Raw genomic sequence first — 24,558 nt, forward strand, 5'->3', positions numbered from 1 at the left:
CACCGTGATGGCGAATGGGTTACGCTTCGTCGGTTGTGGCCCATTCAGGGGCCGCATGGCAATGGCGCGTGCCCGCACGTCGCCACGGTTTTGAATCTCGCACGGAAAACCTATGGCAACCCAGAACCCGCCCGTCTCGCAGACGCGGTCCTTCAGCACCGTCTTCCTGATCGAAATGTGGGAGCGCTTCGGCTTCTACGGCATGCAGGTGCTGATGGTCACCTACATGGTGAAGAAGCTCGGCTTCGTCGACAGCAAGGCCAACCTGATCTGGGGCGCTGCCGCGGCGCTGATCTATGCCACGCCGGCCATCGGCGGCTGGGTCGGCGACAAGCTGATCGGCACCCGCCGCACCATGCTGCTCGGCGCGGTGGTGCTGACGCTGGGCTACGCGATGCTGTGGATTCCCACCAACAACGCCTACTTCCTGTACGTCGCGCTCGGCGTGATCATCGTCGGCAACGGCTTCTTCAAGCCGAACGCCGGCAACCTGGTGCGCAAGATCTACGAGGGCGACGACACCAAGATCGACAGCGCCTTCACCATCTACTACATGGCGGTGAACATCGGCTCGACCATCTCGATGCTGCTGACCCCGTGGATCCGTGACTACGTGGGCGCGAAATACGGCGACGCCTGGGGCTGGCATACCGCGTTCGGCGTCTGCGCGATCGGCCTGGTGCTCGGCCTGATCAACTACACGCTGATGCAGCGGACGCTGGCGCACATCGGCTCGCCGGCCGATGACAAGCCGGTGGACGTCAAGCGCCTCGGCATGGTGTTGCTGGCCGCGATCGGCATGGTGTTCGTCTCCGCCTTCATCCTGCAGGACCAGACCGTCGCCAAATGGTGCGTGTACGCCGCCGGCGTGGTGATCCTGGGTATCTTCGTGCACCTGATCCGCAGCAGCGAGCCGCACGAGCGCGCCGGCCTGGTCGCCGCGCTGGTGCTGACCGCGCAGACGATCTTCTTCTTCATCTTCTACCAGCAGATGTCGACCTCGCTGAACCTGTTCGCGCAGCGCAACGTCGACCTCTCGTTCGACCTGTTCGGCCTGCACCTGTTCAACTGGATCCCCGAGCAGTTCCAGTCGCTCAACGCGATCTGGATCGTGCTGCTGAGCCCGGTGCTGGTGTTCCTCTACAACACCATGGGCAAGGTCGGCAAAAACCCCTCGGTGGCGGCCAAGTTCGCCTGGGGCTTCGCCGCGGTGGCGATCGGCTTCTTCATCTACGGCGTCGGCGCCCGCTTCGCGGTGAACGGCCAGGTCTCGTCGTGGATCATGGTGTGGGGCTACGGCCTGTACTCGCTGGGCGAGCTGCTGGTCTCGGGCCTGGGCCTGGCGATGATCGCGCGCTACGTGCCGGCCCGCATGGGTGGCTTCATGATGGGCGCCTACTACGTGGCCTCGGGCATCTCGCAGTACCTGGGCAGCGTGGTGGCGAACTTCGCCAGCATCCCGACCGACATCAAGGATCCGCTGGTGTCGCTGCCGGTCTATACCGCGCTGTTCAACAAGCTCGGCTTCGCCGGCGTCGCCTGCACGGTGATCGCGCTGGCGATGCTGCCGCTGATGAAGAAGCTGTCGAGCAGCCACTCCGACTCCGTCGCCAACAACCCGCTGCCGGCCGTGCGCAGCGAGGAATTCAACACGCCGTCGTGACCCGACTGGGCCGCCGCACGGCGGCCCGGCAAGTCTGGATACCACCATGCCGCACCGGCACTCCCAACGCATCGGTCCGTTCGCGCTGACGCGCTCGCTCGCCTGGCTGCGGATCTGCGCCATCGCGGGCCAGAGCACCGCCGTGCTGGTGTGCGCCTGGGGAATGCACCTGGGCATTCCGCTGCTGCCGCTGCTGCTCGGCATCGGGCTGCTCGGGGTGTTCTCGGTGTTCGCCGCATGGCGGCTGACCCAGCCGTGGCCGCTGCGCGAGTGGGAGGCGGTCGGCCACATCGCCTTCGACACGCTGGTGCTCGGCTACCTGCTGTACTTCACCGGCGGCGCCAGCAACCCGTTCATCACCCTGCTGCTGGTGCCGATCGCGCTCAGCGCGGCGGCGCTGTCGGGTCGGGCGGTGCTGGCGGTGGCCGCGCTGGCCGGTGTCGCCTATGTGATCCTGCTGTACTCGTACGTGCCGCTGCCGCTGCCGATGCCCGCCGGTTCGCCCAGCCGCTTTACCCTGCACGTGGTCGGCATGGGCGTGAACTTCGTGATCATGGCGCTGCTGCTGAGTTTCTTCATCAGCCGGCTGGCCCGTGTACTGCGGCTGCAACAGCTCGAGGTGCAGCGGGTGCGCGAGCGAGCGCTGCGCGACGAGGGCATCCTGGCGATCGCCACCCAGGCCGCCGGCGCCGCGCACGAACTCAACACGCCGCTGTCGACCATGCGCACCCTGCTGCCCGAACTGCGCCGCGAGCACGCCGGCGATGCGACGCTGGCCGAAGACCTGGCGCTGCTGGAAGGCCAGGTCGACCGCTGCCGCACGATCCTGCGCGAGATGGTCGCCTTCGGCAAGGCGCAACTGTCGCAGGAGCCGGAACGGCTCACAGTGGCTGCCTTCATCCACGGCTGCCTGGAGCGCTTCCAGCTGCTGCGGCCCGAGGCGGAACTGGCCACGACGCTGGACGAGGACATCGTGCATACCGTGTTGCGCACTCCGCCGGGCCTGCGCCATGCGCTGCTCAACCTGCTCAACAACGCCGCCGACGCCTCGGCCGCCAATCACTCGCACGCGGTGGCACTGCAGGTCTCGCGCGACGGCGAATGGCTGCAGCTGAACGTGCGCGACCATGGCCCGGGTTTCGCCACCGACAGCGAACTCACCCTGCTCGGCTACTCGCAGAAGCAGACCGGGCTGGGCATCGGCCTGGCCCTGGCCGAAGCCACCGCCGAACGGCTCAACGGCGAACTGATCGCGCGCAATGCCGAACACGGCGCCGAAGTGTGCCTGCGCCTGCCGTTGGCGGTGATCGCCGAAAAATAGCCCGCCGGACGTGCAAGTGTCGCCGCTTCCGGCAAGAATGGGCACCTGATCCACTTTCAGGGAACATAGCCGATGACCGAGTTGCCCCATGCCGTCACGGCGCGCCCGCTGCTGCTGGTCGACGACGACACCACCTTCCTGCGCGTGCTGGCACGTGCGCTCGGCTCGCGCGGTTTCGAGGTGATCACCGCCAGCACCTTCGACGAGGCGCGTGCGCTGACGCGCCGGCACAACCCGCGCTACTGCGTGCTCGACTTGAAACTGGGCGAGGAGAACGGCCTGCGCCTGATCCCCGAGCTGCACACCCTGGTGCCGGACCTGCGCGTACTGCTGCTGACCGGCTACGCCTCGATTGCCACCGCGGTGGAGGCGATCAAGCGCGGCGCCCACGATTACCTGGCCAAGCCGGTCGACGCCGACGCCGTGGTGCGCGCCCTGCTCGACGGCGACAACGAGATCGACGACAACGACCTGCCGGACGCTCCCGAACAACCACTGGCGCTGCGTCGGCTGGAGTGGGAGCACATCCAGCGCGTGCTCACCGAATGCGACGGCAACATTTCCGAGACCGCCCGCCGCCTCGGCATGCACCGCCGCACGCTGCAGCGCAAATTGAGCAAGCACCCGGTACGCGAACGCCCTGACCGCGAAGAGTGAGCTGGCGCCACGTATAGAAGCGCATCCCGGATCGGGCACCTTTTGGCATGTCCGCGCATCCCATCGGCGAACCCCGCTGCGACAACGCGCCATCTGTCGCGCGCATGGCAGCGGACTATCCTTGCAACCCTAGATCCCCATCCAGAGTGTCGTCTTGAACACCCTACCGCTCGGCCTTTGTGCAGTCGCACTCGCCGTGTCCGCCAGCCCGCTGCTGGCCGCCGATGAACCCGCTCCCGCCACCACCACGCTCGCCCCGGTCTCGGTGCACGCCAGCGACACTATGGTGATGGAAACGCCCAGCGTGCAGGTACGCATCCGGCGGCAGAAACTGCAGCAGCAGAACCTCACCGAAAGCGCCGATGCACTGAAGTACGCGCCGAACATGCAAGTGCGCAAGCGCTACATCGGCGATCCCAACGCGGTGGTCAGCGGCCGCAACGCCGGCACCCTGCAGAGCGCGCGCAGCCTGGTCTACGCCGACGGCCTGCTGCTCTCCAACCTGATGACCAACGGCTGGGACGGCGCGCCGCGCTGGGGCATGGTGGCGCCCGAGGAAATCGGTGCGGTCGACATCCTGTACGGCCCCTATTCCGCGCTTTATCCGGGCAACTCGCTGGGCAGCACCGTGCTGATCCACACCGTGCTGCCGCAGCAGTTCACCGCCAGCGCGAGCACCCAGTTCTTCAGCCAGGACTACCATGACGCGTATGGCGCCGGCGGCCACTACAGCGGCCATCAGGCCGCCGCCACGCTGGGCGACAAGCAGGGGCGCTTCAGCTGGCTGCTGGAACTCAGCCGGCTCGACAACCATGGCCAGCCGATGCAATACGCCACCGCCAAGGCCGGCGGTAATGCGGCCGCGGCGGTGCCGGTCAGCGGCGCCGTGCTGGACCACAACCCGAACGGCTCGCCGCGACTGGTGTACGGCGCCAACAGCATCGAACACACGGTGCAGGACCAGGCCAAGCTGAAGGTCGGCGTGGATATCACCGATCACGTCGCCGCGCTGTTCACCGTGGGCTGGTGGCACAACCGCGCCGAGGACCGCACCCGCAGCCTGATCCGCGATGCCGCCGGCCACCCGGTCGCCGCCGGCACGATCAGCGCCGCCGGGCAGACCTGGACGCTGCCCGCCAGCGGTCTGGCACCCTCCTCGGCCAGCGACACCCACCTGCTGTACGGCGTCGAGCTGAACGGCCACCTCGACAACGGCTGGCGCTGGACCGCGGTGGCCAGCCACTACGACTTCCTGCGCTCGCAGGCTGCCACGGCCAACCTGGCCGAACCCGGCAGGCCCAGCGGCGGACCCGGCACGATCGCCGACAAGGCCGGCTCCGGCTGGAACACGCTCGACCTGCGCAGTTCCGGACCGCTCGGCGAGCGCCACATGCTCTACGCCGGCATGCACGGCGACCGCTACGTGCTGGACAGCCGCGTGCGCAACGCCAGCAGCTGGCTCGGCGATGCCGACGGTGCACAGGTCAGCGCGTTTGCTGGCCGCACGCAGACCCGCGCACTGTACCTGCAGGACGTGTGGAGCTTCGCCGACGCCTGGGCGCTGACCCTCGGCGGCCGGCTGGAGCAATGGCGCGCCTACGGCGGCCTGCGCGCGAATGCGGTCGACACCCTGCGTTATGCCGATCGCCGACGCACCGACTTCTCGCCCAAGGCGGCGCTGAGCTGGGATTTCGCCGACGACTGGGAGCTGCGCCTGGCCTACGGCAAGGCCGTGCGTTACCCGACAGTGACCGAGCTGTTCCAGGGCAGCCTGTCGGCCAACGCGATCGTCAACAACAACCCCGCGCTGAAACCCGAGACCGACGAGTCCACCGACCTCACCCTGACCCGCCACCTGGAGCACGGCCACTGGCGAGTCTCGCTGTACCAGGACCGCATCGCCGACTCGCTGTACTCGCAGACCGACATCACCGTCAGCCCCACCGTCACCAGCGTGCAGAACATCGACAGGATGCGCAGCCGCGGCATCGAGGGCGAGCTTGCCCTCACCGACCTCTGGCTGGACGGCCTCGACCTGCAGACCAGCCTCGCCCTCAATGACGCGAAGACGCTGCAGGATCACCAGTACCCGCTGGCCAACGGCAAGACCTTCCCGCGCATGCCGAAAGTCCGCGCCAGCGTGTTCGCCGATTACCGTTTCGCACCGCAGTGGGACGCCTCGCTCGGCATCCGCCACTCCGGCCGCCAGTACGGCACGCTGGACAACAGCGACTACATGGATACTTACGGCGCGGTCAGCCGCTTCACCGTGGCCGACGCGAAACTGCGCTGGAAGTTCGCACCGGGCTGGACCGCCGCGCTCGGCGTCGACAACCTCACCAACGAGCAGTACTGGGTCTACCATCCCTACGCCGGCCGCACCTGGTTCGGCGAGCTGCGCTGGGAGCTGTGAAAAGCTGCCAAGCCCTGCGCGCACTACTCCCTCCCCTGCTCGCAGGGGAGGGTTGGGGTGGGGTCGCTCTTGATCGCAAAGTCAAAAGCTTCACCCCCTCCCAACCTCCCCCTGCCTGCAGGGGGAGGAGCGAAGCCCGAGGAACACTCATGCGCCACCTGCTGTTTACCCTGTTCTGCCTGCTGTCACCCGCGCTGCTGGCGCACGACGGCATGCGCATGGAGATGCCGAAAGGCCCCGAGCTGGGCGCCAGCGCGGCGTTCGACAGCCACGGCCGGCTGTGGCTGGTGGATGCAGCCGATGACCACGTGCGGCTGCGCCATTCCGACGACGACGGCCGCACGCTGAGCGCACCGGTCGAGGTGAACGCCACGGCCGAACGAATCTACGCCGAGGGCGAGAACCGCCCGAAGATCGCGTTCGGGCCACACGACGAAATCTACGTGAGCTGGTCGCAACCGCGCGCCGCACCGTGGACCGGCTTCGTACGTTTCGCCCGTTCGACCGATCGCGGCGAACACTTCAGCGCCCCATTGACCGTGCACCACGACCGCGCCGAGATCACCCACCGCTTTGATGCACTGGCGGTGGATGGCAAGGGCCGCATCGTGATCGCCTGGATCGACAAGCGCGACCTGATCGCCGCCACCGCCGCCGGCAAGCCGTACCTGGGCGCCGCGATCTACTACAGCTGGTCGGACGACGGCGGCAAGAGCTTCGTGCCCGAACGCAAGCTGGTCGACCAGAGCTGCGAATGCTGCCGCATCGCGCTGGCGCGCATGCCCGATGGCGAAGTCGCCGCGTTCTTCCGCGGCATCTACGGCGACAACATCCGCGACCACGCGTATGCCGTGTTGCGTACGGACGGCCAGGCCAGCCGGGTCGCGCGCGCCACCTTCAGCGACTGGCAGATCGCCGGCTGCCCGCACCACGGGCCCGGCCTGGCGATCGGCACCGACGGCATCCGCCACGCCGTGTGGTACGAGGCGAAGGGCCAGCCCACGATCCGGTACGGCCAGCTCGATCCCGGCCATGCACCGAAACATGCGCTGGCGATCGCCGGTAGCGGCGCCAGCCACGCCGACGTGGCCGTGCACGGGCGCACCGTGTGGGTGGTGTGGAACCAGGTCGGTGCCGACGGCTACACGCTGATGCTGCGCCGCTCGACCGACGATGGCGCACACTTCGACGCGCCCCGCGACATCTCCCATAGCAGCGGTGCGGTGGGTTCGCCGCAGCTGCTGCTGAAACAGGGCCGTGCGTTCGTGGCCTGGAACACCGCCGCCGGCTTCCGCCTGGTCGAGGTACCACGATGAAGCGCCTGCTGCTCGCTTTCGCCCTGTGGCTGCCGGCGCTGGCCTGTGCCGGCACGCTGCAGCCGCTGGCCGCCACCGATGTTGCCGCCCTGCTGCAGCCGCCGGCGCACGGCACGCGCATCCTCGCGCTGTGGTCGCTCGACTGCGCCTACTGCGAGCCGAACCTCGAAGCGCTCGCGACATTGCAGCGTGCCCATCCGCACGAGCTTGAACTGGTCACCGTGACGACCGACAGCATTGCGTTGCGCACGGCGATCGAGGCGCGCCTGCACAGCATGAAGATGGACGTCTATCCCGCGCGCGCCTACGCCGAGGCCTCACCCGAACGCACCAACTTCCTGCTCGACCCGAACTGGGGCGGCGAGACACCGCGGGTGCTGGTGATCCGCGCCGACGGCAGCCGCCTGGGCATCAGCGGCGCGCTGACGCCGGCGCAGCTGCACAAAATTTTGTAGGCGGACAGCGCCCGCCGCCTTGCCCCGCCACCGTGCAGACCTCAGGGCTGCGCGACGCTGTCGGCCGGCGCCGGCAGCTCGGCGGTGCCGTCGTCCTCGTCGCCGTAGAGCGCCACGTGCGGCACGCCGTCGGCGCCGATCCAGCCGCGGTACATGCCGTCGGTGTTGAACGGGATCGAGATGTGGCCTTGCGCGTCCAGCGCGATCGCACCGCCGTTGCCCCCCATCGAGGGGATTTCCTGGTTGATCACCTCGGCGGCGGCACGCTTCAGCGGCACGCGCATCTGGGTCACTTTCATGCAAATTTCATGCGCGGCCACGGTGCGGATGTAGAACTCGCCCCAGCCGGTGCCGGAGACCGCGCAGCCGCTATTGGCATAGGTGCCGGCACCGATGATCGGCGAATCGCCGATGCGGCCCCAGCGCTTGTCGGTTATCCCGCCGGTGGAGGTGCCGGCGGCCAGGCGGCCCTGTGCGTCCAGCGCCACCGCGCCGACCGTGCCGAAGTGTTTGGCCGTCTCGACGTCCGCATGCGGCTGCTTCGCGGCATCCTCCTTCAGCGCCTTCTGCAGCTGCTGCCAGCGTGCTTCGGTGCGGAAGTATGAGGGATCGACCAGGGTGATGCCCTGCTCCTTCGCGAAGGCCTCGGCACCGGCGCCGGACAGCATTACGTGTGGCGAATGTTCCATCACCGCGCGCGCCAACAGGATCGGGTTCTTTACCCGCTGCACCCCGGCCACCGCGCCAGCACGCAGCGTGTTGCCGTCCATGATCGCCGCATCCAGCTCGTTGGTACCGTCATGGGTGAACACCGCACCCTTGCCGGCATTGAAATTCGGATCGTCCTCGAGCACGGTGATCGCCGCAGCCACCGCATCCAGCGCTGGCTTGCCCGCCTTGAGCTCGACGTAGCCTTTCTGCAACGCCTGCGTCATCGCCGCGCGTACCGCCTGCTCCTTCGCCGGCGTCATGTCGCGCTTGATCACGCCGGCGCCGCCGTGGATCACCAGCACGGGCGAGACGGCGGCGTGGCTCATGGCGGTGATCCCGAAGGCAGCAAGGGCAAGCAACAGGTGGTGCGGTCTCACGTGGGCGTTCTCCGGACAACGGCACGAGTATACCGGTGTCCGGTTGCTCACTTGGGCGCGAAGCGTACCCGCTTGCCGTCCAGCACCAGCTTCATGCCGGCAAGGTCGGCCACCCGCTGCAATGCCGTGCCCGCAGGCATCTCGTTGAACGACAGCGTGACCGGGGCAGCACCCAGCGCGTCCGGGTTGACGAGCGTCCAGCCCGCCTTTGCCGCTATCGATTCCGCCACGGCACGCGCCGTGCCGTTGGTGACGTGCTCGGTGACCTTGACCGGGGAAGCTTCGGCAATCGCTCGCGCCGGACAGCCAGCCTGCGGCGTGACGTCGATGACGTATGCATGTATTCCGTCGACTCCGGTACCTTCGGCGTGCAACTTCTGGCCGAGCGTGCCAAGCAGTTGACTGCGCGCAAGCGGTGAGGCGCCTGTGTTGCCCACGGCAAGGTCGATACGCACCTGTCGGTCGCCAACAGCAACGGGGGTCGCCTGCACCATCAAGCTGCCCACGTTCGCCACTGCTGTCTTGCCCGGTACCACGCACAACGCAAGCGCCACGCTCTGGGCCTCACCCTTGTGACCATCATCAGTCGACAGCTCGACCTGCATGTCCAGCTGGTACTCCGGACCCCGGACCTTCCAGGTCGCATGATCTGCCTGGACCTTCCAGGCCATGCGCTCTGCTTGCGGCGCACTGGCGGCATAAACCGAACCGGCCACGGCAATGGCGAGTGCAAAGCCGGCGATCGTTCCGACGTTCCGGCGCAGGCGATTTGGCGAAGGCAGTTTCAACATGGCAATACGCTCCGTGAGTGGATGACGGGGGGACCAGGTACACCCCACCGGCAGCGCGAACGCGGCCGACTGGGTCTTCAGCATCGCGTTCGCATAACTGCGCCGCTGCTCGCCGTGTTCGCGCAGCACGGCGGCGTCGCAGGCCAGTTCCTGGTCGTGGCGAAGTGCGGCAAGCGCCCACCAGGCCAGCGGATGAAACCAGAACAGCGCGACCGCCACCTGCGCGAACAGGCACCACCAGCCATCATGGCGGCGCGCATGCGCGGTCTCGTGAGCGAGGATCAGCGCGCGTTCGTTGGCGTCGTAGCGCTGCTCGAAGTCTGCCGGCAACACGATGTGCGTGCGCCAGGCGCCGACCAGCGCCGGGCCGACATCCGTACCGACGGCACGCAACACGGGCCAGCGCGACGAGGAGACATTCACGGCGGTGGCTCCGCGCAGACAGCGGCGGTAGCGCTGCTGCACAAGCGCGGCCAGCAACAGACTGCACACGCTGCCGGTGACCCAGGCGAGCACGGCAAGGACGCGCCAGTCGATGGCACCGGATTGGACCGCGTACCCGGGCAATGCGGCCGCCGCCGAGGTGATCGCAATCACCACCGGCGACAACACCACGACCGGTGCTTCAGCCACATGCGGCAACTGGCTGGCCAGCATCGCCAGCGGCGGCAGCAGCCACAGCTGGAACGCCCGCTCGGTGCCGAACAGTCGGCGGCATGGCCTGCGCAGCGCGGCGACCAGCAGCACCGCCGCGGTGAACGCGAGCAGCAGCAGCCAGCCGCGGCCTAGCCAGTCGATTGCGGCCAGCTCACTGCTCATCATCTAGCTCCTTCAGCAGCTTGCGCAGTTCGGCGATGTCCTTCTTCGTGAGCTTGCGCTGTTCGGAGAAGTGCGCCACCAGCGGCGCCACGCGGCCGCCGAACAGGCGGTCGAGCAGGCCCTTGCTTTCCTGCTGCACGTATTGCTCGCGCGCCAGCAGCGGTGTGTAGAGGTAACGGCGGCCGTCGCGTTCGGCATGCACCGCCTTCTTGCGCAGCAGGCGGTTGAGCAGCGACTTCACCGTGCCTTCCTGCCAGCCCTGCGCCGGGCCGACTTCGGCCAGGATCTCCTCGGCCGTGCGCGGCGCCTCGCGCCAGAGCACGTCCATCACTACCGCTTCGGCTTCGCTGATCGCCATGAGTCACCGTTTACATGTGTAAGTGAATTAATGTTTACACGCGTAATTGATTGCGTCAAGCCATGTGTCTGCGCATCTGCGACCTTGGTACAAGGCCGGCCGGCGTCAATCCGTCGTATCCTTGGCAGCTGACTCTCCATGAGAAAGGCACGGCAATGGACAAGGTTTATCCGAGCGCGGCGAAAGCCCTTGACGGCCTGTTGTTCGACGGCATGACCATCGCCGCCGGCGGTTTCGGCCTGTGCGGCATCCCCGAGAACCTGATCGGCGCACTGCTGGAGGCCGGTACCAAGAGCCTGACCATCGTCGGCAACAACGCCGGCGTGGATGATTTCGGCATGGGCCCGCTGCTGAAGACACACCAGGTCAAGCGCGTGTACGCGTCCTACGTGGGCGAGAACAAGGAATTCGAGCGCCAGGTGCTGGCCGGTGAACTCGAACTGCACCTGACCCCGCAGGGCACGCTGGCGGAGAAGCTGCGCGCCGGTGGCGCCGGTATCCCCGGTTTCTACACGCGCACCGCGTTCGGCACCAAGCTGGCCGAGGGCAAGGAAACCAAGGTGTTCGGTGGCAAGGAATACGTGCTGGAGGAGTCGATCACGGCGGACCTGTCGATCGTGAAGGCGTGGAAGGGCGACGCCCACGGCAACCTGGTGTTCCGCGAGACCGCACGCAACTTCAACCCGATGATCGCCACCTGCGGCAAGATCTGCGTGGCCGAGGTGGAACACCTGGTGCCGGTGGGCGAGCTGGACCCGAACAACATCCACGTGCCGGGCATCTACGTCGACCGCATCGTGCAGGGCGCGAAGTACGAGAAGCGCATCGAGTTCCGCACGCTCGCCGGCGTGGTCGGTGCGAAGGAAAGCCCGATCCGCGTGGCCATGGCCAAACGCGCCGCGCAGGAGCTGCAGGACGGCTTCTACGTGAACCTGGGCATTGGCATTCCCACCATGGTGGCGAACTACATCCCCGACGGCGTCAGCGTCACCCTGCAGTCGGAGAACGGCCTGCTCGGCATCGGCCCATTCCCGACCGAGGACCAGCTCGATCCCGACCTGATCAACGCCGGCAAGCAGACCATCACCACCCTGCCCGGCTCCAGCTTCTTCTCCAGCGCCGAGTCGTTCGCGATGATCCGCGGCGGCCACATCGACCTGTCGATCCTGGGCGGGCTGGAAGTCTCCGCGCACGGCGATCTGGCCAACTGGATGGTCCCGGGCAAGATGGTCAAGGGCCCGGGCGGCGCGATGGACCTGGTCAGCGGCGTCAAGCGAGTGGTGGTGCTGATGGAGCACAACGCGAAGGATGGCTCACCGAAGATCAAGGACGCCTGCGACCTGCCACTGACCGGCAAGCAGGTGGTGGACCTGATCATCACCGACCTGTGCGTGTTCGCGGTGGAGAAAGGCAAGGGCCTGACCCTGATCGAACTCAACGACGGCGTGACGCTGGACGAAGTGAAGGCGAAGACCGGCTGCGCATTCACGGTGGCGCTGCAAGCCGGTTGATGCCTGGCGCTGCGGAATCGAAAGAACCGGCGGGCCGTGCCCGCCCTACACGGCGGATTCCGCCGCTGCCTCGACCGGCAGCGGATGCGGGAAGCGGATGCGGGCGATGTTTTCCTGGCCCTGGCCCGTCTGCAGTTCCAGCGGCCAGGCAAACCGGTCGCTGATCCGCTGGGCGATGGCCAGCTCGAAACCGTGCCGGTCCGCGCTCCGCACGCGTACCGGGCGGCCATCGCCGCCGGGCAGCTGCGGCGCGGCCCGATTGCGCACGCTGACTACGCCGGGCAGCACGCAGACCACCACGCTGCCCTGCTCGGTCTGCTGACAGGCATTGCGGATCAGCTGCCAGCACAGCACCGAGAATGCCTGCGGCGAACCCTGCAGCGCGAAGTGGGCAGGCTCCTCCAGCAGCAGCTCGATCGGGCGGCCGGCGAGCAGCTCGCGGGCGAAGTCCAATTCCTTGCGCAACGCATCGTTGACGATGAAATATTGGTCGTCGGCCGCGCTGTCGGTCTCGCGCGCAAGGATCAGCAGCGCGTCCACCAGCACCTCCATCTCGCGGGCGGCGCGCTTGATCCGGCGCACCGAGCGCACGCCGAAGTCACTGAGGCCATCCTCCTCGGCCAGCATGTCCACCGACATCTTGATCACGGTGAGCGGGCTGCGCAGCTCGTGGCTGGCGTCGCGGGTGAAATTGCGCTCGCGCTGGTTGTAGCTGGCCAGGCGCGTGGCGAAGCCGTGCAGCCCCTGCGCCAGCGAAGCCACGTCGGCATCGGTACTGGCGGACCACTGGTCCAGGTTCAATGATTCCGGGTCCAGCTGCTGGCCGTCCCAGCGGTTCACCATGCGGGCCAGCGTGCGCACCGGCCGCCACTCGCGTCGCAGTGCGAGCCAGGCGAATGCGGTGGTGAGCACGATCACCGCAATCACCACCGCGGTGTGCGCGACGTTGTAGATGCCCAGGATGCAGACGATCACCACGATCAGGAACTGCAGGGCGAACACCCACGCGACGCGCCGGCGGAAGGCACCCACCCGGAACGTGACCGCGTTGACCCTGCTATCCATTAACTGCGTGCGCCTACCTGTATGCGCGGTGATCGTTGCTCAGGCCATCTGGGGCGAAGAGGCCACTTCCGATTCGAGATCCGCGAGACGATAACCTGCCGAATGGATGGTGTGTAACAGGGGTCGCGCGAAAGGTTTGTCGATGACCCGGCGCAGGTTGTACAGGTGCGAGCGCAGGGTGTCCGAATCGGGCAGCGTATCACCCCAGATCTCGCGCTCGATATCGCGCCGGCTGACCACTCGCGGCGACTCGCGCATCAGGATCGCCAGCAGCTTCAGGCCGATCGGCGACACGGTCAGTTCCTGGCCGTCGCGGGTCAGCCGCAAGGTGGCCGTATCCAGCGTCATGTCGCCCACGGTGAGCACCTCGGTGGATACCTGGCGGCGGTCGCGGCGGATCAGTGCGCGCAGCCGCGCTTCCAGCTCACGCACCTCGAACGGCTTGACCAGGTAATCGTCGGCACCGGCCTCGAGCCCGGCCAGCTTGTCCTCCAGCGTGTCGCGGGCGGTCAGCATCAGCACCGGGGTGGCTTTCTTGGCTTCCCGGCGCAGCTTGCGGCAGACCTCCAGCCCGTCCAGGCCCGGCAGCATCAGGTCCAGCACCAGCACGTCGTAGCTGTTGGACACCGCCAGGTGCAGCCCGCTCACGCCGTCGGCGGCGTAATCCACCGAATAGCCACGCCGCTCCAGGAATTCGCCGATCATCTCGGCAATCTGGCGGTTGTCCTCGACCAGCAGGATCAATCCCGCCTGTTCATCATGTACGGTCATCGTCCTTACCTCCGTGGCTTCACATATGTGAAGAGATAACCGGCGCGCAAGTGACGGCCGCGTGAAAGCCGGCGATGACGGTTCAGAACCGGTTCGGTTTCAATGCAGCAACGGTCGCAACGGCTTCCATACGGTAGCCAGCACCCGCGGCTGGGCGGCAGCCACCGGATGCAGGCCGTCGTCCTGCATCAACGCGGGGTCGAGCGCGACGCCTTCGAGCAGGAACGGCACCAGGGCGACGTGGCGGCTCTGCGCCAGTTCCGCGTAGATCGCGCGCAAGCCGTCGCGGTAGCGCGGGCCGTAGTTCACCGGCAGCTCGATGCCGACCAGCAGCACGCGTACCTTCGCTTGCTGCGCGATGCGGATCATCGCGTCGAGGTTGTTGCGCAGCGCCGGCAGCGGCAGGCCGCGCAGGCCGTCGTTGGCGCCCAGCTCCAGCACCAGCACCTCGGGCCGGTACTTCGCCAGCAGCGCGGGCAGGCGGTTGCGCCCGCTCAGCGAGGTCTCGCCGCTGATGCTGGCATTGATCGCGGTCCACTTCGGCACCATCTGGTTGAGGCGCGCATCCAGCAGATGCACCCAGCCGGCCTCGACCGGGATGTTGTGCGCGGCGGACAACGAATCACCCAGCACCAGCACGGTTTTCGGCGCCGCCGCCTGGGCGCTGCCGATGCCGCACAGAAAAACCAGCCACCACAGGCATCGACGCATGAGCGATTCTTCCCGGCCTCTTCTTGAAGCCTGCGATGTTAGCAAGTCGGTCAACGGCCCCGAAGGGAGACTGGAGATCCTCAGCCGGGTCAGCCTGCAGGTGCGGCCGGGCGAGAGCTTCGCCATCGTCGGCGCCTCCGGTTCCGGCAAGACCACCCTGCTCGGCCTGCTGGCCGGACTGGACACGCCGGACGACGGCAGCATCGCGCTGGACGGCCATGCGCTGCAGCTGCTGGACGAGGAGGCCCGTGCCGACCTGCGCAGAAAACTGGTCGGCTTCGTCTTCCAGTCGTTCCACCTGCTGCCCGCGCTCACCGCCGAGGAGAACGTGATGCTGCCGCTGGAGCTGGAGGGCAGCAGCGCGGCGCGTTCGCGCGCACGCGACGCGCTCGACGCCGTTGGCCTGGGCGCGCGGCGGCGGCACTATCCGGCCCAGTTGTCCGGCGGCGAGCAGCAGCGCGTGGCGATCGCCCGTGCGTTCGTGCACGGCCCGCGCGTGCTGTTCGCCGACGAACCCACCGGCAACCTCGACCAGCGCACCGGCCACCACATCTGCGACCTGCTGTTCGCGCTGAACCGCGACCACCACACCACCCTGGTGCTGGTCACCCACGATGCGACCCTGGCCGCGCGGTGCGACCGCCGGATCGAGCTGGAAGAGGGTCGCGTCGTAGCGTCCGGCGCGGACGCGCAGGCATGAAGATGCTGCTGCTCGCCCTGCGCAGCCTGCGCCGCGAATGGCACCTGCCGGAACTGCGCACGCTGGCCGCCTCGCTGGTGCTGGCGGTGGTGGCGCTGGGCGTGGTCGCCACGCTGGCGACGCGGATCGAACGCGGCATGCTGGCCAGCGCCGCCGAACTGATCGGCGGCGACGTCGGCGTGTCGTCGCCGCAGGCGCTGCCGGAAGCGTTCGTCGACAAGGCGCGCCAGGATGGCCTGCAACTCGCCCGTACCGCCGGCTTCCCCAGCGTGGCGTTCGCGCATGAGCAGACCCAGTTGCTCGACGTGCAGGCGGTCGATGCGGCCTATCCGCTGCGCGGCAAGCTGGAACTGCGCGATGCCGCCGGCCGCACGCGCAACGGCCACGCCCCGGCCGCGGGCGAGGTCTATCTCGACCATCGTGCGCTGGTCGCGCTGGGCCTCAAGGTCGGGCAGCCGCTGCAACTGGGCGGACGCGAGCTGACCATCGCCGCCGAACTGCTGCGCCAGCCCGATGGCGGCGAGCTGCTGGCGCTGGCGCCACGCGCGCTGATGAGCCTGGCCGATGCCGAACAGGCCGGACTGCTCGGCACCGGCAGCCGCGCCCGCCATCGCCTGCTGCTGGCCGGTACACCGGCCGCGGTGCAGGCCTGGCGCGACTGGGCGCAGACGACCGCGCTGCCGCAAGGCGCCCAGCTGATCACCCCGGAACAGACCCAGGAACGCATGCGCACCTCGTTCGACCGCGCCGGTGCGTTCCTGCGCCTGACCGCCCTGCTCTCGGCGCTGCTGGCCGGCATCGCGATCGCGTTGTCCGCGCAGCGCTACGCGCGGCGCAAGACCACCGAAGTGGCGTTGCTGCGCGCGCTGGGCATGTCACGTCGACGCGTGCTGGGGCTGCTGCTGGGCACGCTGGGTGCGCTCGCCGTGCCGGCGACGGCACTTGGCGTACTGCTCGCGTTGGGACTGGCGCAGCTGGCTTGGCTGCTGGCCAGCCAGCTGTTCGGCAACGTGCCGACCGTGCTGCCGCTGGCGCCCTCGTTCGCCGCCGCCGCGATGGGCACCGCCGTGCTGGTCGGCTTCGCGCTGCCGCCGCTGGCGCGGCTGGCCGAGGTCGCTCCGGTTGCCGTATTTCGCCAGAGCATGCAGCGACGCGTGCGGCGTTTCGATGCGCTGTACCTGATCCCCGCGCTGGTAGCGCTGGGCCTGATCTGGAGCCAGAGCAGTTCGCTCACCCTGGCCGGCATCCTCGCCGCCAGCCTGCTCGGTGTGGCGCTGATCGCGGCGCTGCTGGCCGGCGCGCTGCTGTGGCTGGCCCGGCGCATCGCGCCCGGTGCGCACCCGGCGTTGCGCCTCGGTCTCGCCGCGCTGGCGCGACGGCCTGCGCTGAGCGTGATCCAGGCCACCGCGCTCAGCCTGGGCCTGTGCGCGCTGTTGTTGCTGGCGGTGGTGGCGCCGGCGCTGCTGCAGGGCTGGCGCCAGGAGCTGCCGGCGGACACGCCGAACTGGTTCGCGTTGAACCTGCAGGACGACCAGCGTGCCGGCTTCGAGCAGGCGCTGGCCAGGGCCGGCGGCGACCAGCTGAACATGCTGCCGCTGGCGGTCGGCAAGCTCACCGCGATCAACGGCCGCCCGATCGACCAGCTCGCCTTCGCCGACGAGCGCGCGAAGGACTGGGCCGACCGCCAGCTGCGGCTGTCCTGGTCCGCCGAGCTGCCGCCCGCGAACGAAGTGGTCGCCGGCCGCTGGCAGGGTCCGCAGCCGGCCCAGGCCGAGGTATCGATCGACACCATGTGGCGCGACATGTTCGCGCTGAAGCTGGGCGACACGCTGAGTTTCGACGTGGGCGAAGGCCGCATCGACGCCAAGGTCAGCAGTATCCGCAAGGTCGACTGGAGCTCGTTCCGGGTCAACTTCTTCCTGCTGCTCGACCCGGCCCACGCCGGCAAACTGCCGCATACCTGGCTGGCCAGCTTCCACCTGCCGCGCGGACATGCCGCCGAACTGGCGCAGCTGTCGCGCGACTACAGCAACCTCAGCCTGGTCGATGTCGACTCGCTGCTCGACCGCGTGCGCGAGATCGTCGACCGGGTCGGCAACGCGGTGCGCTGGATCCTCGGCTTCAGCCTGCTCGCCGGTGCGCTGGTGCTGGCCGCGGCGCTCGCCGCCAGCGCGGCCGAGCGCCGCCACGAAGCCGCGCTGCTGCGCACGCTTGGGGCGCGCCGCGCACAACTGCGCGTGGCCGCCGCCTGCGAATTCGCCCTGCTCGGCCTGGTCGCCGGCCTCACCGCCGCACTCGGTGCCGCCGGCGCGGGCTGGTGGCTGGGCCAGGCGGTGTTCCACATCGAGCACTTCGTGCCGCCGCTGTGGCCGCTGCTCGGCGGTGCCATCGGCGCGGCGCTGGTGGTGATGCTGCTGGGCCTGGCCGGTACGCGCAAGGTCAGCCGCACGCCGCCGATGCGGCTGCTGCGCGAGGGTTGAGCCGGCATCGAAGGGCGGGCTGATAAAGTACGCCGACGCCCCACCGGACTTCCCGATGATCGCAAGCCGCACACGACAGCGTCTCAGGGAGGAGTGGCTGCTGTGGCTGTTCGCAGCGCTGGCGATCGCGCTGGCGGTGCTCGATCCGCAACCGCTGGCGAGCTATCGGCACTGGCTGCAGTTGCCGACCCTGGCCGGCCTGACCGGCCTGCTGATCGCGATCCAGGGCATCCGCGACAGCGGCCTGGTGCAGCATGCGGCGGTGGCCGTGGTGGCGCGCGCGCATTCGCTGCGCAGTCTGGGCCTGTTGCTGGTGTCCGCGACAGCTCTGTTGTCGATGGTGCTGACCAACGACGTGAGCCTGTTCCTGATCGTGCCGTTGACCTTGGCGATCGGCGCCATCTCGAACCTGCCGGTGCTGCGCATGGTGGTGCTGGAGGCGCTGGCGGTGAACGCGGGTTCCACCCTGAGCCCGATCGGCAACCCGCAGAACCTGCTGCTATGGCAGCACTCGCAACTGCCGTTCCTGCATTTCGCGGCGGCGATGCTGCCGGCCGCGGCGGTGATGTTCGTGCTGGTGGCGGCATTCGCCTGGCTGTGGCTGCCGCGCGACCGCGTGGCGTTGAGCCCGGAACGGATCGACGGCATGGTGGCTTCGACCCGTCTCGGCGCGTGTTCGATGGTCGCGCTGCTCGGCATGGTGCTGATGATGGAATACGGCCACGCGCCGCTGGGCGCGCTGCTGTTGCTGGTGCTGTTCGCGTTGCTGGCGCGATCGAGCCTGGCGCAGATCGACTGGTTGCTGCTGCTCACGTTCGCCGCGATCTTCCTGGGTCTGGGCCACTTCGCAAACCTGCCCCTGGTGCACCAGGCGCTGGACCGGCTCGACTTCGGCCAACCGCTGACGCTGTATGCCGGCGGCATCATCGCCTCGCAGCTGATCAGCAACGTGCCGGCGACGGTGCTGCTGCTCGAACGCACGCCCGACGCGATCGCGCTGGCGGTGGCGGTGAATGTGGGCGGCTTCGGCGTGGCGATCGGTTCGCTGGCGAACCTGATCGCGCTGCGCCTGGCGAAGCAGCCGCATGGACTGCGGCTGCTGCACCTGGTATCGATTCCGTTCCTGCTGGTGTGTGCGCCATTGGTGTACCTCGCCTGGCGCTGGCTGGGCTGACGTCAATCGTCGTCGTGCGGCACGCTGACCTTGCCCTTCACGCCGGAGTGGCTGACGTCGCCGCTGCCCTTGGCGCCGAGGCTGAGATCGCCGCCGACGTCGCTCACCCTGAGGTCACCGGAACCCAGCGTGTCGGCATGCACGCTGCCACCGACGTTGCGCAGCGTGACGTCGCCGGATCCGATGCTGCCGATGCGGGCGTCGCCCTTGATGCCTTCCGCCTTGAAGTCGCCGGAGCCCACCGAGCCCAGTTCCAGGCTGCCGACGTCGGCGGCATCGACGTCGCCCGAACCGACACTGGTGCCGAACTTGCCGGACACCTGGCGCACGTGCAGGTCGCCCGAGCCCACGCTGGTCTGCAGCTGCTGCACGCCGCCGACGTCGGCGTCGCCGGAGCCCACGCGCACGGTGACCGGCAGGTTTGCCGGCAGTTGCACGGTGACGTCGAGGCTGGTGTAGGAATTGCCGCCGAACAGATTGACACTGAAGCCGCCGCCATCGCCGAGGTCGAGCAGCAGCTGGTCGCCTTCGCGTCGCTGGGTGACCTGCAGCTTGTCCAGCGCCGCCTGCTCGGAAGCGCAGGCGCGACCGTGGAGGGTGAGCTCCTTCGCATGGTCGCTGCCGGTCAGGTGCAGGTCGTAGCTGTGCACGTCGATCTGTACGCTGCGCACGCCGGCAAGGTCGAGCTGCAGATTGCGCGGTGCCTCGTACTTGCACGGGCTGGCGGCGAAGGCGGCGATCGGGGCGAGCAGCAGGGCTGCAGTGAAAAGACGGCGCATGGAACTCTCCTTGGGTGGTCGACCTGCCTGAGATGCGGCCGGTGGCTAAAGGGTTGCAAGCATGATGGAAGCATGAACGCGCCCGTCAACGTACCGCCGCCGGCCGCGTTCTCCAGTCTACCTACCGAGGAGACACACCATGCACCGCAAAACCCTGCTTGCTTCCGCGTTGGCCGTGCTGATCGCCGGATCGACCTCGTTCGCGATGGCCCAGAATACGCCGGCCCCGCCGTCGCCGGCCCCGTCCGCGATGGCCGGCAAGGACATGCGCGCGCATCACGGCGACCGCGACCACGGCATGCGCATGCACCGCTTCGACCACCGGCGCAGCGGTGTGATCGGCGACCTGCACGGCCTGGAGCGGCTGTACCTGCAGTCCGGCCGCAGCAAGGAGATGGCGTCGGTCTACAACGACGTGCTGGCGAAGTCGCAGGATCCGCGTGTGCGCGACTACGTCTACCAGCGGCTGGCCCGCCTGCAGGCGCAGCCGGCCAACGTCGACCAGGCCATCGCCACGCTGCGCAAGGGGCTGGACGAAAACCTGACCAACGAGGCGAAGATGCGTGCCGAGCGCGAGAAGATGCGCGCCGCCTGGCAGCAGCATGCCGACAAGGCAGTGCCGGCGGCCAAGTAACTTCACGAAAGTCCGCCACGACCTGCGCGATGGCCTGGCGCCATCGTGCAGGTTCAGGGTTTGCGTTCCGCCTGCTTGGCGCGCTGCCACAGCTGTTCCTGCTCATCTAGCGTGCGCTCGCCGAATGCCGTGCCGTCAGCTGTGGCCAGCTGCTCCATCTGCCGGAAGCGTCGTTCGAATTTCGCATTGGCATGCCGCAATGCCTGCGAGAAATCGACGCCGGCATGGCGCGCCAGGTTCACCATCACGAACAGCACGTCGCCGATCTCGTCCTGCAGGCGCGCCGGGTCAGCACCGTTGGCGAACTCCGCGCGCACCTCGTCCACTTCCTCGGCCAGCTTGGCCAGCACCGGCTCGGGGCCGGGCCAGGCGAAACCGGTGGCCGCCGCGCGCTGCTGCAGCTTCTGCGCGCGCTTCCATTCCGGCAGGCCACTCGAGATGCCCGCCAGTGCGCTGGCGTCGGGCGGCTCGCCCTTGTCCGCGCGTTCGGCCGTCTTGATCGCTTCCCACGCCTGCATCTGCGCGGCCAGGTCGGCGTAGCGCGTGTCGCCGAACACGTGCGGATGGCGCCGCAGCATCTTGGCGCTGATCGCGTGGGCAACGTCGACAAAACCGAACAGGCCCTGCTCGGCCGCCATCTGCGAGTGGAACACCACCTGCAGCAGCAGGTCGCCCAGCTCGTCGCGCAGGTCGGGCCAGTCGCGGCGGTCGATCGCGTCGGCGACCTCGTAGGCCTCCTCGATGGTGTACGCGGCGATCGAGGCGAAATCCTGCTGCACGTCCCACGGACAGCCGCGCTCGGGATCGCGCAGGCGCGCCATGATCGCGAGCAGGTCGTCGAGGCTGTGCCGGGTCGGGTCGCTCATGGCGCCGGCAACCGCGTGGCCCAGTCGATCGTGAGGTCGCCGACGGCGACGAATTCGGGGTTCAGCAGCGACTCGCCGCGGTTGTAGCGGAACGGCTGGCCGGCCAGGTCGAGCACCGCGCCACCGGCCTCCTCCAGCACGCATTGCGCCGCGGCGGTGTCCCATTCGCTGGTGAGGCCGAGGCGCAGATAGACGTCCGCTTCACCACGCGCAATCAGGCAGAACTTCAATGATGAGCCCAGCGGCACCAGTTGGTAGTCGCTACCGATCAGCTGCTGCAGCACATCGCCCTGCACGCCGCCGTGCGAGCGGCTGCCGGCCACCCGCGGCGGTTGCCCCAGCGGGCGCGTGCGAAGGCGTTGCCAGGGTCCATCGGCCTGCGTCTGCAGCCAGGCGCCCTGCCCCAGCGCGGCGACATACAGCTCGCCGCTGACCGGCGCCAGCACCACGCCGAGCACGCTGCGGTGGTCGTCGACCAGCGCGATGTTGACGGTGAATTCGCCATTGCGCTTGACGAACTCGCGGGTGCCGTCCAGCGGATCGACCAGCCAGTAGCGCGACCAGTGCCGGCGCTCGGACCACGGCAAGGCCTTGGCTTCTTCCGACAGCACCGGCAGTACCGGCTCGAGCGCAGCCAGGCCGGCCATGATCACCTGCTGGGCGGCCAGGTCGGCAGCGGTCAGCGGCGACGCATCCGCCTTGGTCTGCACCGCGAAGTCACTGTGGTAGACGTCGAGGATGGCCGCACCGGCGGCGCGGGCAATCGCGCCAACCTGCCGGGCCAGCTCGGGCGGCATATTTCCGGGCGGCGTGCTCATGTGCGCTGGAAGCGCCCGGCGAGATACTCGCGGGCCATGAACAGCGCGGCGATCGAACGCCCCTCGGTCACGTCGTCGCGACCGAGCAGGGTGTGCAGTTCGGACATCTTCCACGGCACCACTTCAAGTTCTTCCGGCTCATCGCCGACCAGCTTCTCGGGATACAGGTCCTGCGCCAGCACCACGTGCGCCATGTGCGTCATGTACGACGGCGACAGTGACAGGTTGTGCAGGATCTTCAGCTTGTGCGCGCCGTAGCCGACCTCCTCCTTCAACTCGCGCTCGGCACCCTGCTCGGCGGTTTCATCCTGATCCAGCCGGCCCTTCGGCAGGCCGAGCTCGTAGCGGCCGAGCCCGCCAGCGTATTCGCGCACCAGCAGCACGGTGTCGTCATCCAGCATCGGCACGATGATCACCGCGCCCAGGCCACTGCCTTTCAATCGTTCGTAAGTGCGCCGCACGCCATTGGAGAACTCCAGGTCGAGCTGCTCGACGTGCAGGAAGTGGCTGTCGCTGACATCGCGCGTGGCGTGGACGATCGGTAGTTTGCGCATCCGGCGATTCTAACCCGCGCCGCTCAACGCCGCAGGCGCTGCAGGGCCTGCGCGTGGATCGCCGACGTGCCGGCCAGCACGCTGCGCGTGTCCAGCGTCAGCGGCGCACCATCCAGGTCGGTGAACACGCCGCCCGCCTCGCGCACGATCACCGCCAGCGCGGCGACGTCGAGGATGTTCACGTCCGACTCGATCACCAGGTCCAGGCTGCCGCGCGCCAGCAGGTGGTAGTGGCAGAAATCGCCGTAGCCGCGGATCCGGTTGCTGTCGCGGATCAGCGCGCCCAGCGCATCCCAGCGAGCGTCGCCGGTGAGCGTCCTGACGTTGCCGGTGGAGAGCGAGGCCTGCGCCATCTGCGTCGTGTCTGCCACGCGCACGCGCTCGCCGTCGAGCCACGCACCGTTGCCCGCACTGGCCCACATCGTCTCGCCGTAGACCGGTGCGCTGGACACGCCGAGCACCAGCTCGTCGCCATCCATCAGCGCGATCTGGGTGGAGAAGAACGGCGTGCGGCGCACGAAGCTCTTGGTGCCGTCGAGCGGATCGACCAGCCACAGCAGGCCGCCGCGCTCGCCGTCCAGGCCGAACTCCTCGCCATAGATCGAGGCCTGCGGCAACGCGGCCTGCAGGATCCGCCGGATCGCCTGCTCGGCCTCGCGATCAGCGATCGTCACCGGCGTGGCGTCGGACTTCAGCTCCACCTCGACGCCGCGTCGCCAGTAGTGCCTGATCACCTCGGCCGCGGCCGCGGCGGCTTCGCGTGCGGCCGCCAGGGCCGTGGTGGCGATATCCGGAGTCATGTTCGTCTCGCGTCCTTCAGTTCGTGGAGGGTGCCGGCGCGCTGCCGGCCAGCCCGCCGCGGCGCTCGACGTGCACGCTGCCGTCAGCCGCCGGCGGGCCCAGCGTAGCCAGCCAGCGGCGCAGGGCCGGGTCAGTCTGTCGGGCGCGCAGCGTCGCGTCCAGTCGCCAGCCGAGCGGGCTCAGCTGGAGCTTGCCGTCGGCATGCAACGGGCCGTGTCCGTCATCGTGCAGTTGCGCCTGGACCACCCCGCCCGTCGCGCTCGCCTGCGCCAGCAGGGTACCCAGCGCCACGTCGCCGGCGCGCGTGCGCATGAGCGCCTGCGGCCATCGCGCCTGCGCCTGCAATTGCAGCGGCCAGCCGCCCTGCAGCAGGGCGTGATCGATCGTCAGCTGCAGTTCGCCGCGCGGCTGGCCCAGCGGCGACGACGCGTAGCGATCCAGTGCGGCCAGCTGCGCGTGCGCGCTCATTCCATCCACCTCGATGCGACCATCCGGCAACCGCCGAACGGCGCCGGAAAACGCGAGCTGCGGCCCCTCGAACTGCAGCTGCAGCCGCGGCTGCCCGAGCAGGGCGCGCCGCGACAGCTGCCACTGCAGTCGCCCCAGCACCTGTCCGTCGGCAGCGACCACCGCACCGGCGCGACCGTCCCACACGCTGCCCTGCAGCTGTTGCAGTTGCAACCCGTGCAGTCGCGGCGCGAGCCACGGCAGCGCCCAGCGCGCCGGCAGGAACCACAGCAGCACGGTGGCGGCCAGCACCAGCACGCCAAGGCCGAGCAGGCTTTTTCGCAGTGACTTCAAGCGTCGATGTCC

Annotated in this window: 23 protein-coding genes; 11 read left to right on the forward strand and 12 right to left on the reverse strand. The window is 68.5% G+C overall.

Going from position 1 to position 24,558, the window contains the following annotated elements; translation table 11 throughout:
• Positions 1 to 112: 112 nt before the first annotated feature.
• The 6 genes from QQA13_RS12290 (at position 113) to QQA13_RS12315 (ending at position 7,825) form a co-directional block, all read left to right on the forward strand.
• Positions 113 to 1,663: a peptide MFS transporter gene (locus QQA13_RS12290; RefSeq protein ID WP_108470825.1), complete on the forward strand. Its 1,551-nt coding sequence runs from the start codon at positions 113 to 115 to the stop codon at positions 1,661 to 1,663.
• 46 nt (positions 1,664 to 1,709) lie between these two features.
• The gene (locus tag QQA13_RS12295) at positions 1,710 to 2,984 is read left to right on the forward strand and encodes an ATP-binding protein (protein WP_108470826.1); all 1,275 of its coding nucleotides are present in this window, start codon (positions 1,710 to 1,712) and stop codon (positions 2,982 to 2,984) included.
• A 72-nt stretch (positions 2,985 to 3,056) separates the two neighbouring features.
• On the forward strand, positions 3,057 to 3,641 hold the full coding sequence (locus QQA13_RS12300; protein ID WP_108470827.1) for a response regulator transcription factor: 585 nt from the start codon (positions 3,057 to 3,059) through the stop codon (positions 3,639 to 3,641).
• A 154-nt stretch (positions 3,642 to 3,795) separates the two neighbouring features.
• A complete protein-coding gene (locus QQA13_RS12305) occupies positions 3,796 to 6,054 on the forward strand; it encodes a TonB-dependent receptor (RefSeq protein WP_108470828.1) in 2,259 nt (752 codons plus the stop codon).
• A 149-nt stretch (positions 6,055 to 6,203) separates the two neighbouring features.
• Positions 6,204 to 7,370: a sialidase family protein gene (locus tag QQA13_RS12310; protein WP_108470829.1), complete on the forward strand. Its 1,167-nt coding sequence runs from the start codon at positions 6,204 to 6,206 to the stop codon at positions 7,368 to 7,370.
• The gene (locus QQA13_RS12315) at positions 7,367 to 7,825 is read left to right on the forward strand and encodes a hypothetical protein (RefSeq protein WP_108470830.1); all 459 of its coding nucleotides are present in this window, start codon (positions 7,367 to 7,369) and stop codon (positions 7,823 to 7,825) included. The genes QQA13_RS12310 and QQA13_RS12315 overlap by 4 nt, the downstream gene beginning before the upstream one ends.
• A 41-nt stretch (positions 7,826 to 7,866) precedes the next feature.
• Here the strand turns inward: QQA13_RS12315 and QQA13_RS12320 are convergent, their stop codons facing one another.
• The 3 genes from QQA13_RS12320 to QQA13_RS12330 form a co-directional block, all read right to left on the reverse strand.
• Positions 7,867 to 8,862: an isoaspartyl peptidase/L-asparaginase family protein gene (locus QQA13_RS12320; protein ID WP_108470831.1), complete on the reverse strand. Its 996-nt coding sequence runs from the start codon at positions 8,860 to 8,862 to the stop codon at positions 7,867 to 7,869.
• A gap of 98 nt (positions 8,863 to 8,960) precedes the next feature.
• The gene (locus tag QQA13_RS12325) at positions 8,961 to 10,523 is read right to left on the reverse strand and encodes a M56 family metallopeptidase (protein WP_234411271.1); all 1,563 of its coding nucleotides are present in this window, start codon (positions 10,521 to 10,523) and stop codon (positions 8,961 to 8,963) included.
• The gene (locus QQA13_RS12330; RefSeq protein ID WP_108470833.1) at positions 10,513 to 10,881 is read right to left on the reverse strand and encodes a BlaI/MecI/CopY family transcriptional regulator; all 369 of its coding nucleotides are present in this window, start codon (positions 10,879 to 10,881) and stop codon (positions 10,513 to 10,515) included. Before QQA13_RS12330 ends, QQA13_RS12325 begins: the two co-directional genes overlap by 11 nt.
• A 155-nt stretch (positions 10,882 to 11,036) precedes the next feature.
• Here QQA13_RS12330 and QQA13_RS12335 point away from each other — a divergent pair, with 155 nt between their 5' ends.
• Complete coding sequence (locus QQA13_RS12335) at positions 11,037 to 12,392, forward strand: 3-oxoacid CoA-transferase (protein WP_108470834.1); 1,356 nt, start codon at positions 11,037 to 11,039, stop codon at positions 12,390 to 12,392.
• Positions 12,393 to 12,437: 45 nt separating this feature from the next.
• Here QQA13_RS12335 and QQA13_RS12340 read toward each other — a convergent pair whose 3' ends face one another.
• From QQA13_RS12340 to QQA13_RS12350, 3 genes are all read right to left on the reverse strand, one after another.
• The gene (locus QQA13_RS12340) at positions 12,438 to 13,457 is read right to left on the reverse strand and encodes a sensor histidine kinase (RefSeq protein ID WP_108470835.1); all 1,020 of its coding nucleotides are present in this window, start codon (positions 13,455 to 13,457) and stop codon (positions 12,438 to 12,440) included.
• A 39-nt stretch (positions 13,458 to 13,496) separates the two neighbouring features.
• Positions 13,497 to 14,228, reverse strand: coding sequence for a response regulator transcription factor (locus QQA13_RS12345; protein ID WP_108470836.1), 732 nt, complete (start codon positions 14,226 to 14,228; stop codon positions 13,497 to 13,499).
• A gap of 99 nt (positions 14,229 to 14,327) precedes the next feature.
• Positions 14,328 to 14,939 carry an arylesterase gene (locus tag QQA13_RS12350; protein ID WP_108470837.1) on the reverse strand — a complete coding sequence of 204 codons (612 nt, stop codon included), beginning with the start codon at positions 14,937 to 14,939 and terminating at the stop codon, positions 14,328 to 14,330.
• On the opposite strand from QQA13_RS12350, the gene QQA13_RS12355 reads away from it, so the two are divergent.
• From QQA13_RS12355 to QQA13_RS12365, 3 genes are read left to right on the forward strand one after another with little or no spacing between them, the layout of a single operon-like run.
• Positions 14,938 to 15,639 (forward strand): ABC transporter ATP-binding protein, encoded by a 702-nt coding sequence (locus tag QQA13_RS12355; protein WP_108470838.1) that lies wholly within the window; start codon positions 14,938 to 14,940, stop codon positions 15,637 to 15,639. The genes QQA13_RS12350 and QQA13_RS12355 overlap by 2 nt on opposite strands.
• Positions 15,636 to 18,119 carry an ABC transporter permease gene (locus QQA13_RS12360; RefSeq protein WP_108470839.1) on the forward strand — a complete coding sequence of 828 codons (2,484 nt, stop codon included), beginning with the start codon at positions 15,636 to 15,638 and terminating at the stop codon, positions 18,117 to 18,119. Before QQA13_RS12355 ends, QQA13_RS12360 begins: the two co-directional genes overlap by 4 nt.
• A gap of 55 nt (positions 18,120 to 18,174) precedes the next feature.
• The gene (locus QQA13_RS12365) at positions 18,175 to 19,293 is read left to right on the forward strand and encodes an SLC13 family permease (protein WP_108470840.1); all 1,119 of its coding nucleotides are present in this window, start codon (positions 18,175 to 18,177) and stop codon (positions 19,291 to 19,293) included.
• A 2-nt stretch (positions 19,294 to 19,295) separates the two neighbouring features.
• Here QQA13_RS12365 and QQA13_RS12370 read toward each other — a convergent pair whose 3' ends face one another.
• Positions 19,296 to 20,072 carry a DUF4097 family beta strand repeat-containing protein gene (locus QQA13_RS12370; protein ID WP_108470841.1) on the reverse strand — a complete coding sequence of 259 codons (777 nt, stop codon included), beginning with the start codon at positions 20,070 to 20,072 and terminating at the stop codon, positions 19,296 to 19,298.
• 139 nt (positions 20,073 to 20,211) lie between these two features.
• Here QQA13_RS12370 and QQA13_RS12375 point away from each other — a divergent pair, with 139 nt between their 5' ends.
• A complete protein-coding gene (locus tag QQA13_RS12375; RefSeq protein WP_108470842.1) occupies positions 20,212 to 20,706 on the forward strand; it encodes a hypothetical protein in 495 nt (164 codons plus the stop codon).
• Positions 20,707 to 20,759: 53 nt separating this feature from the next.
• On the opposite strand, the gene mazG is transcribed toward QQA13_RS12375, so the two are convergent.
• The 5 genes from mazG to QQA13_RS12400 are packed head-to-tail and all read right to left on the reverse strand — an operon-like array spanning position 20,760 to position 24,546.
• Entirely contained in the window at positions 20,760 to 21,572 is an 813-nt protein-coding gene (gene mazG, locus QQA13_RS12380) for a nucleoside triphosphate pyrophosphohydrolase (RefSeq protein ID WP_108470843.1), read from the reverse strand.
• The gene (cysQ, locus tag QQA13_RS12385) at positions 21,569 to 22,390 is read right to left on the reverse strand and encodes a 3'(2'),5'-bisphosphate nucleotidase CysQ (RefSeq protein ID WP_108470844.1); all 822 of its coding nucleotides are present in this window, start codon (positions 22,388 to 22,390) and stop codon (positions 21,569 to 21,571) included. The genes mazG and cysQ overlap by 4 nt, the downstream gene beginning before the upstream one ends.
• Positions 22,387 to 22,944: an ADP compounds hydrolase NudE gene (gene nudE / locus QQA13_RS12390; RefSeq protein WP_108470845.1), complete on the reverse strand. Its 558-nt coding sequence runs from the start codon at positions 22,942 to 22,944 to the stop codon at positions 22,387 to 22,389. The genes cysQ and nudE overlap by 4 nt, the downstream gene beginning before the upstream one ends.
• A gap of 23 nt (positions 22,945 to 22,967) precedes the next feature.
• Positions 22,968 to 23,744 carry an inositol monophosphatase family protein gene (locus QQA13_RS12395; RefSeq protein WP_108470846.1) on the reverse strand — a complete coding sequence of 259 codons (777 nt, stop codon included), beginning with the start codon at positions 23,742 to 23,744 and terminating at the stop codon, positions 22,968 to 22,970.
• A gap of 16 nt (positions 23,745 to 23,760) precedes the next feature.
• Positions 23,761 to 24,546, reverse strand: coding sequence for a type II secretion system protein N (locus tag QQA13_RS12400; protein WP_108470847.1), 786 nt, complete (start codon positions 24,544 to 24,546; stop codon positions 23,761 to 23,763).
• Between the last annotated feature and the right edge of the window lie 12 nt (positions 24,547 to 24,558).

The organism is Rhodanobacter thiooxydans (assembly GCF_030291135.1).
Lineage (GTDB): Bacteria > Pseudomonadota > Gammaproteobacteria > Xanthomonadales > Rhodanobacteraceae > Rhodanobacter > Rhodanobacter thiooxydans_A.

Coding starts and splice junctions, on each gene's coding strand:
- QQA13_RS12350 (WP_108470837.1), bottom strand. CDS start 14,939: ATGCGTCGATGCCTGTGGTGGCTGGTTTTTCTGTGCGGCATCGGCAGC.
- QQA13_RS12340 (WP_108470835.1), bottom strand. CDS start 13,457: ATGGATAGCAGGGTCAACGCGGTCACGTTCCGGGTGGGTGCCTTCCGC.
- QQA13_RS12295 (WP_108470826.1), top strand. CDS start 1,710: ATGCCGCACCGGCACTCCCAACGCATCGGTCCGTTCGCGCTGACGCGC.
- QQA13_RS12370 (WP_108470841.1), bottom strand. CDS start 20,072: ATGCGCCGTCTTTTCACTGCAGCCCTGCTGCTCGCCCCGATCGCCGCC.
- QQA13_RS12365 (WP_108470840.1), top strand. CDS start 18,175: ATGATCGCAAGCCGCACACGACAGCGTCTCAGGGAGGAGTGGCTGCTG.
- QQA13_RS12345 (WP_108470836.1), bottom strand. CDS start 14,228: ATGACCGTACATGATGAACAGGCGGGATTGATCCTGCTGGTCGAGGAC.
- QQA13_RS12360 (WP_108470839.1), top strand. CDS start 15,636: ATGAAGATGCTGCTGCTCGCCCTGCGCAGCCTGCGCCGCGAATGGCAC.
- cysQ (WP_108470844.1), bottom strand. CDS start 22,390: ATGAGCACGCCGCCCGGAAATATGCCGCCCGAGCTGGCCCGGCAGGTT.
- QQA13_RS12315 (WP_108470830.1), top strand. CDS start 7,367: ATGAAGCGCCTGCTGCTCGCTTTCGCCCTGTGGCTGCCGGCGCTGGCC.
- QQA13_RS12330 (WP_108470833.1), bottom strand. CDS start 10,881: ATGGCGATCAGCGAAGCCGAAGCGGTAGTGATGGACGTGCTCTGGCGC.
- QQA13_RS12395 (WP_108470846.1), bottom strand. CDS start 23,744: ATGACTCCGGATATCGCCACCACGGCCCTGGCGGCCGCACGCGAAGCC.
- mazG (WP_108470843.1), bottom strand. CDS start 21,572: ATGAGCGACCCGACCCGGCACAGCCTCGACGACCTGCTCGCGATCATG.
- QQA13_RS12375 (WP_108470842.1), top strand. CDS start 20,212: ATGCACCGCAAAACCCTGCTTGCTTCCGCGTTGGCCGTGCTGATCGCC.
- nudE (WP_108470845.1), bottom strand. CDS start 22,944: ATGCGCAAACTACCGATCGTCCACGCCACGCGCGATGTCAGCGACAGC.
- QQA13_RS12290 (WP_108470825.1), top strand. CDS start 113: ATGGCAACCCAGAACCCGCCCGTCTCGCAGACGCGGTCCTTCAGCACC.
- QQA13_RS12300 (WP_108470827.1), top strand. CDS start 3,057: ATGACCGAGTTGCCCCATGCCGTCACGGCGCGCCCGCTGCTGCTGGTC.
- QQA13_RS12325 (WP_234411271.1), bottom strand. CDS start 10,523: ATGAGCAGTGAGCTGGCCGCAATCGACTGGCTAGGCCGCGGCTGGCTG.
- QQA13_RS12310 (WP_108470829.1), top strand. CDS start 6,204: ATGCGCCACCTGCTGTTTACCCTGTTCTGCCTGCTGTCACCCGCGCTG.
- QQA13_RS12320 (WP_108470831.1), bottom strand. CDS start 8,862: ATGAGCCACGCCGCCGTCTCGCCCGTGCTGGTGATCCACGGCGGCGCC.
- QQA13_RS12355 (WP_108470838.1), top strand. CDS start 14,938: ATGAGCGATTCTTCCCGGCCTCTTCTTGAAGCCTGCGATGTTAGCAAG.
- QQA13_RS12335 (WP_108470834.1), top strand. CDS start 11,037: ATGGACAAGGTTTATCCGAGCGCGGCGAAAGCCCTTGACGGCCTGTTG.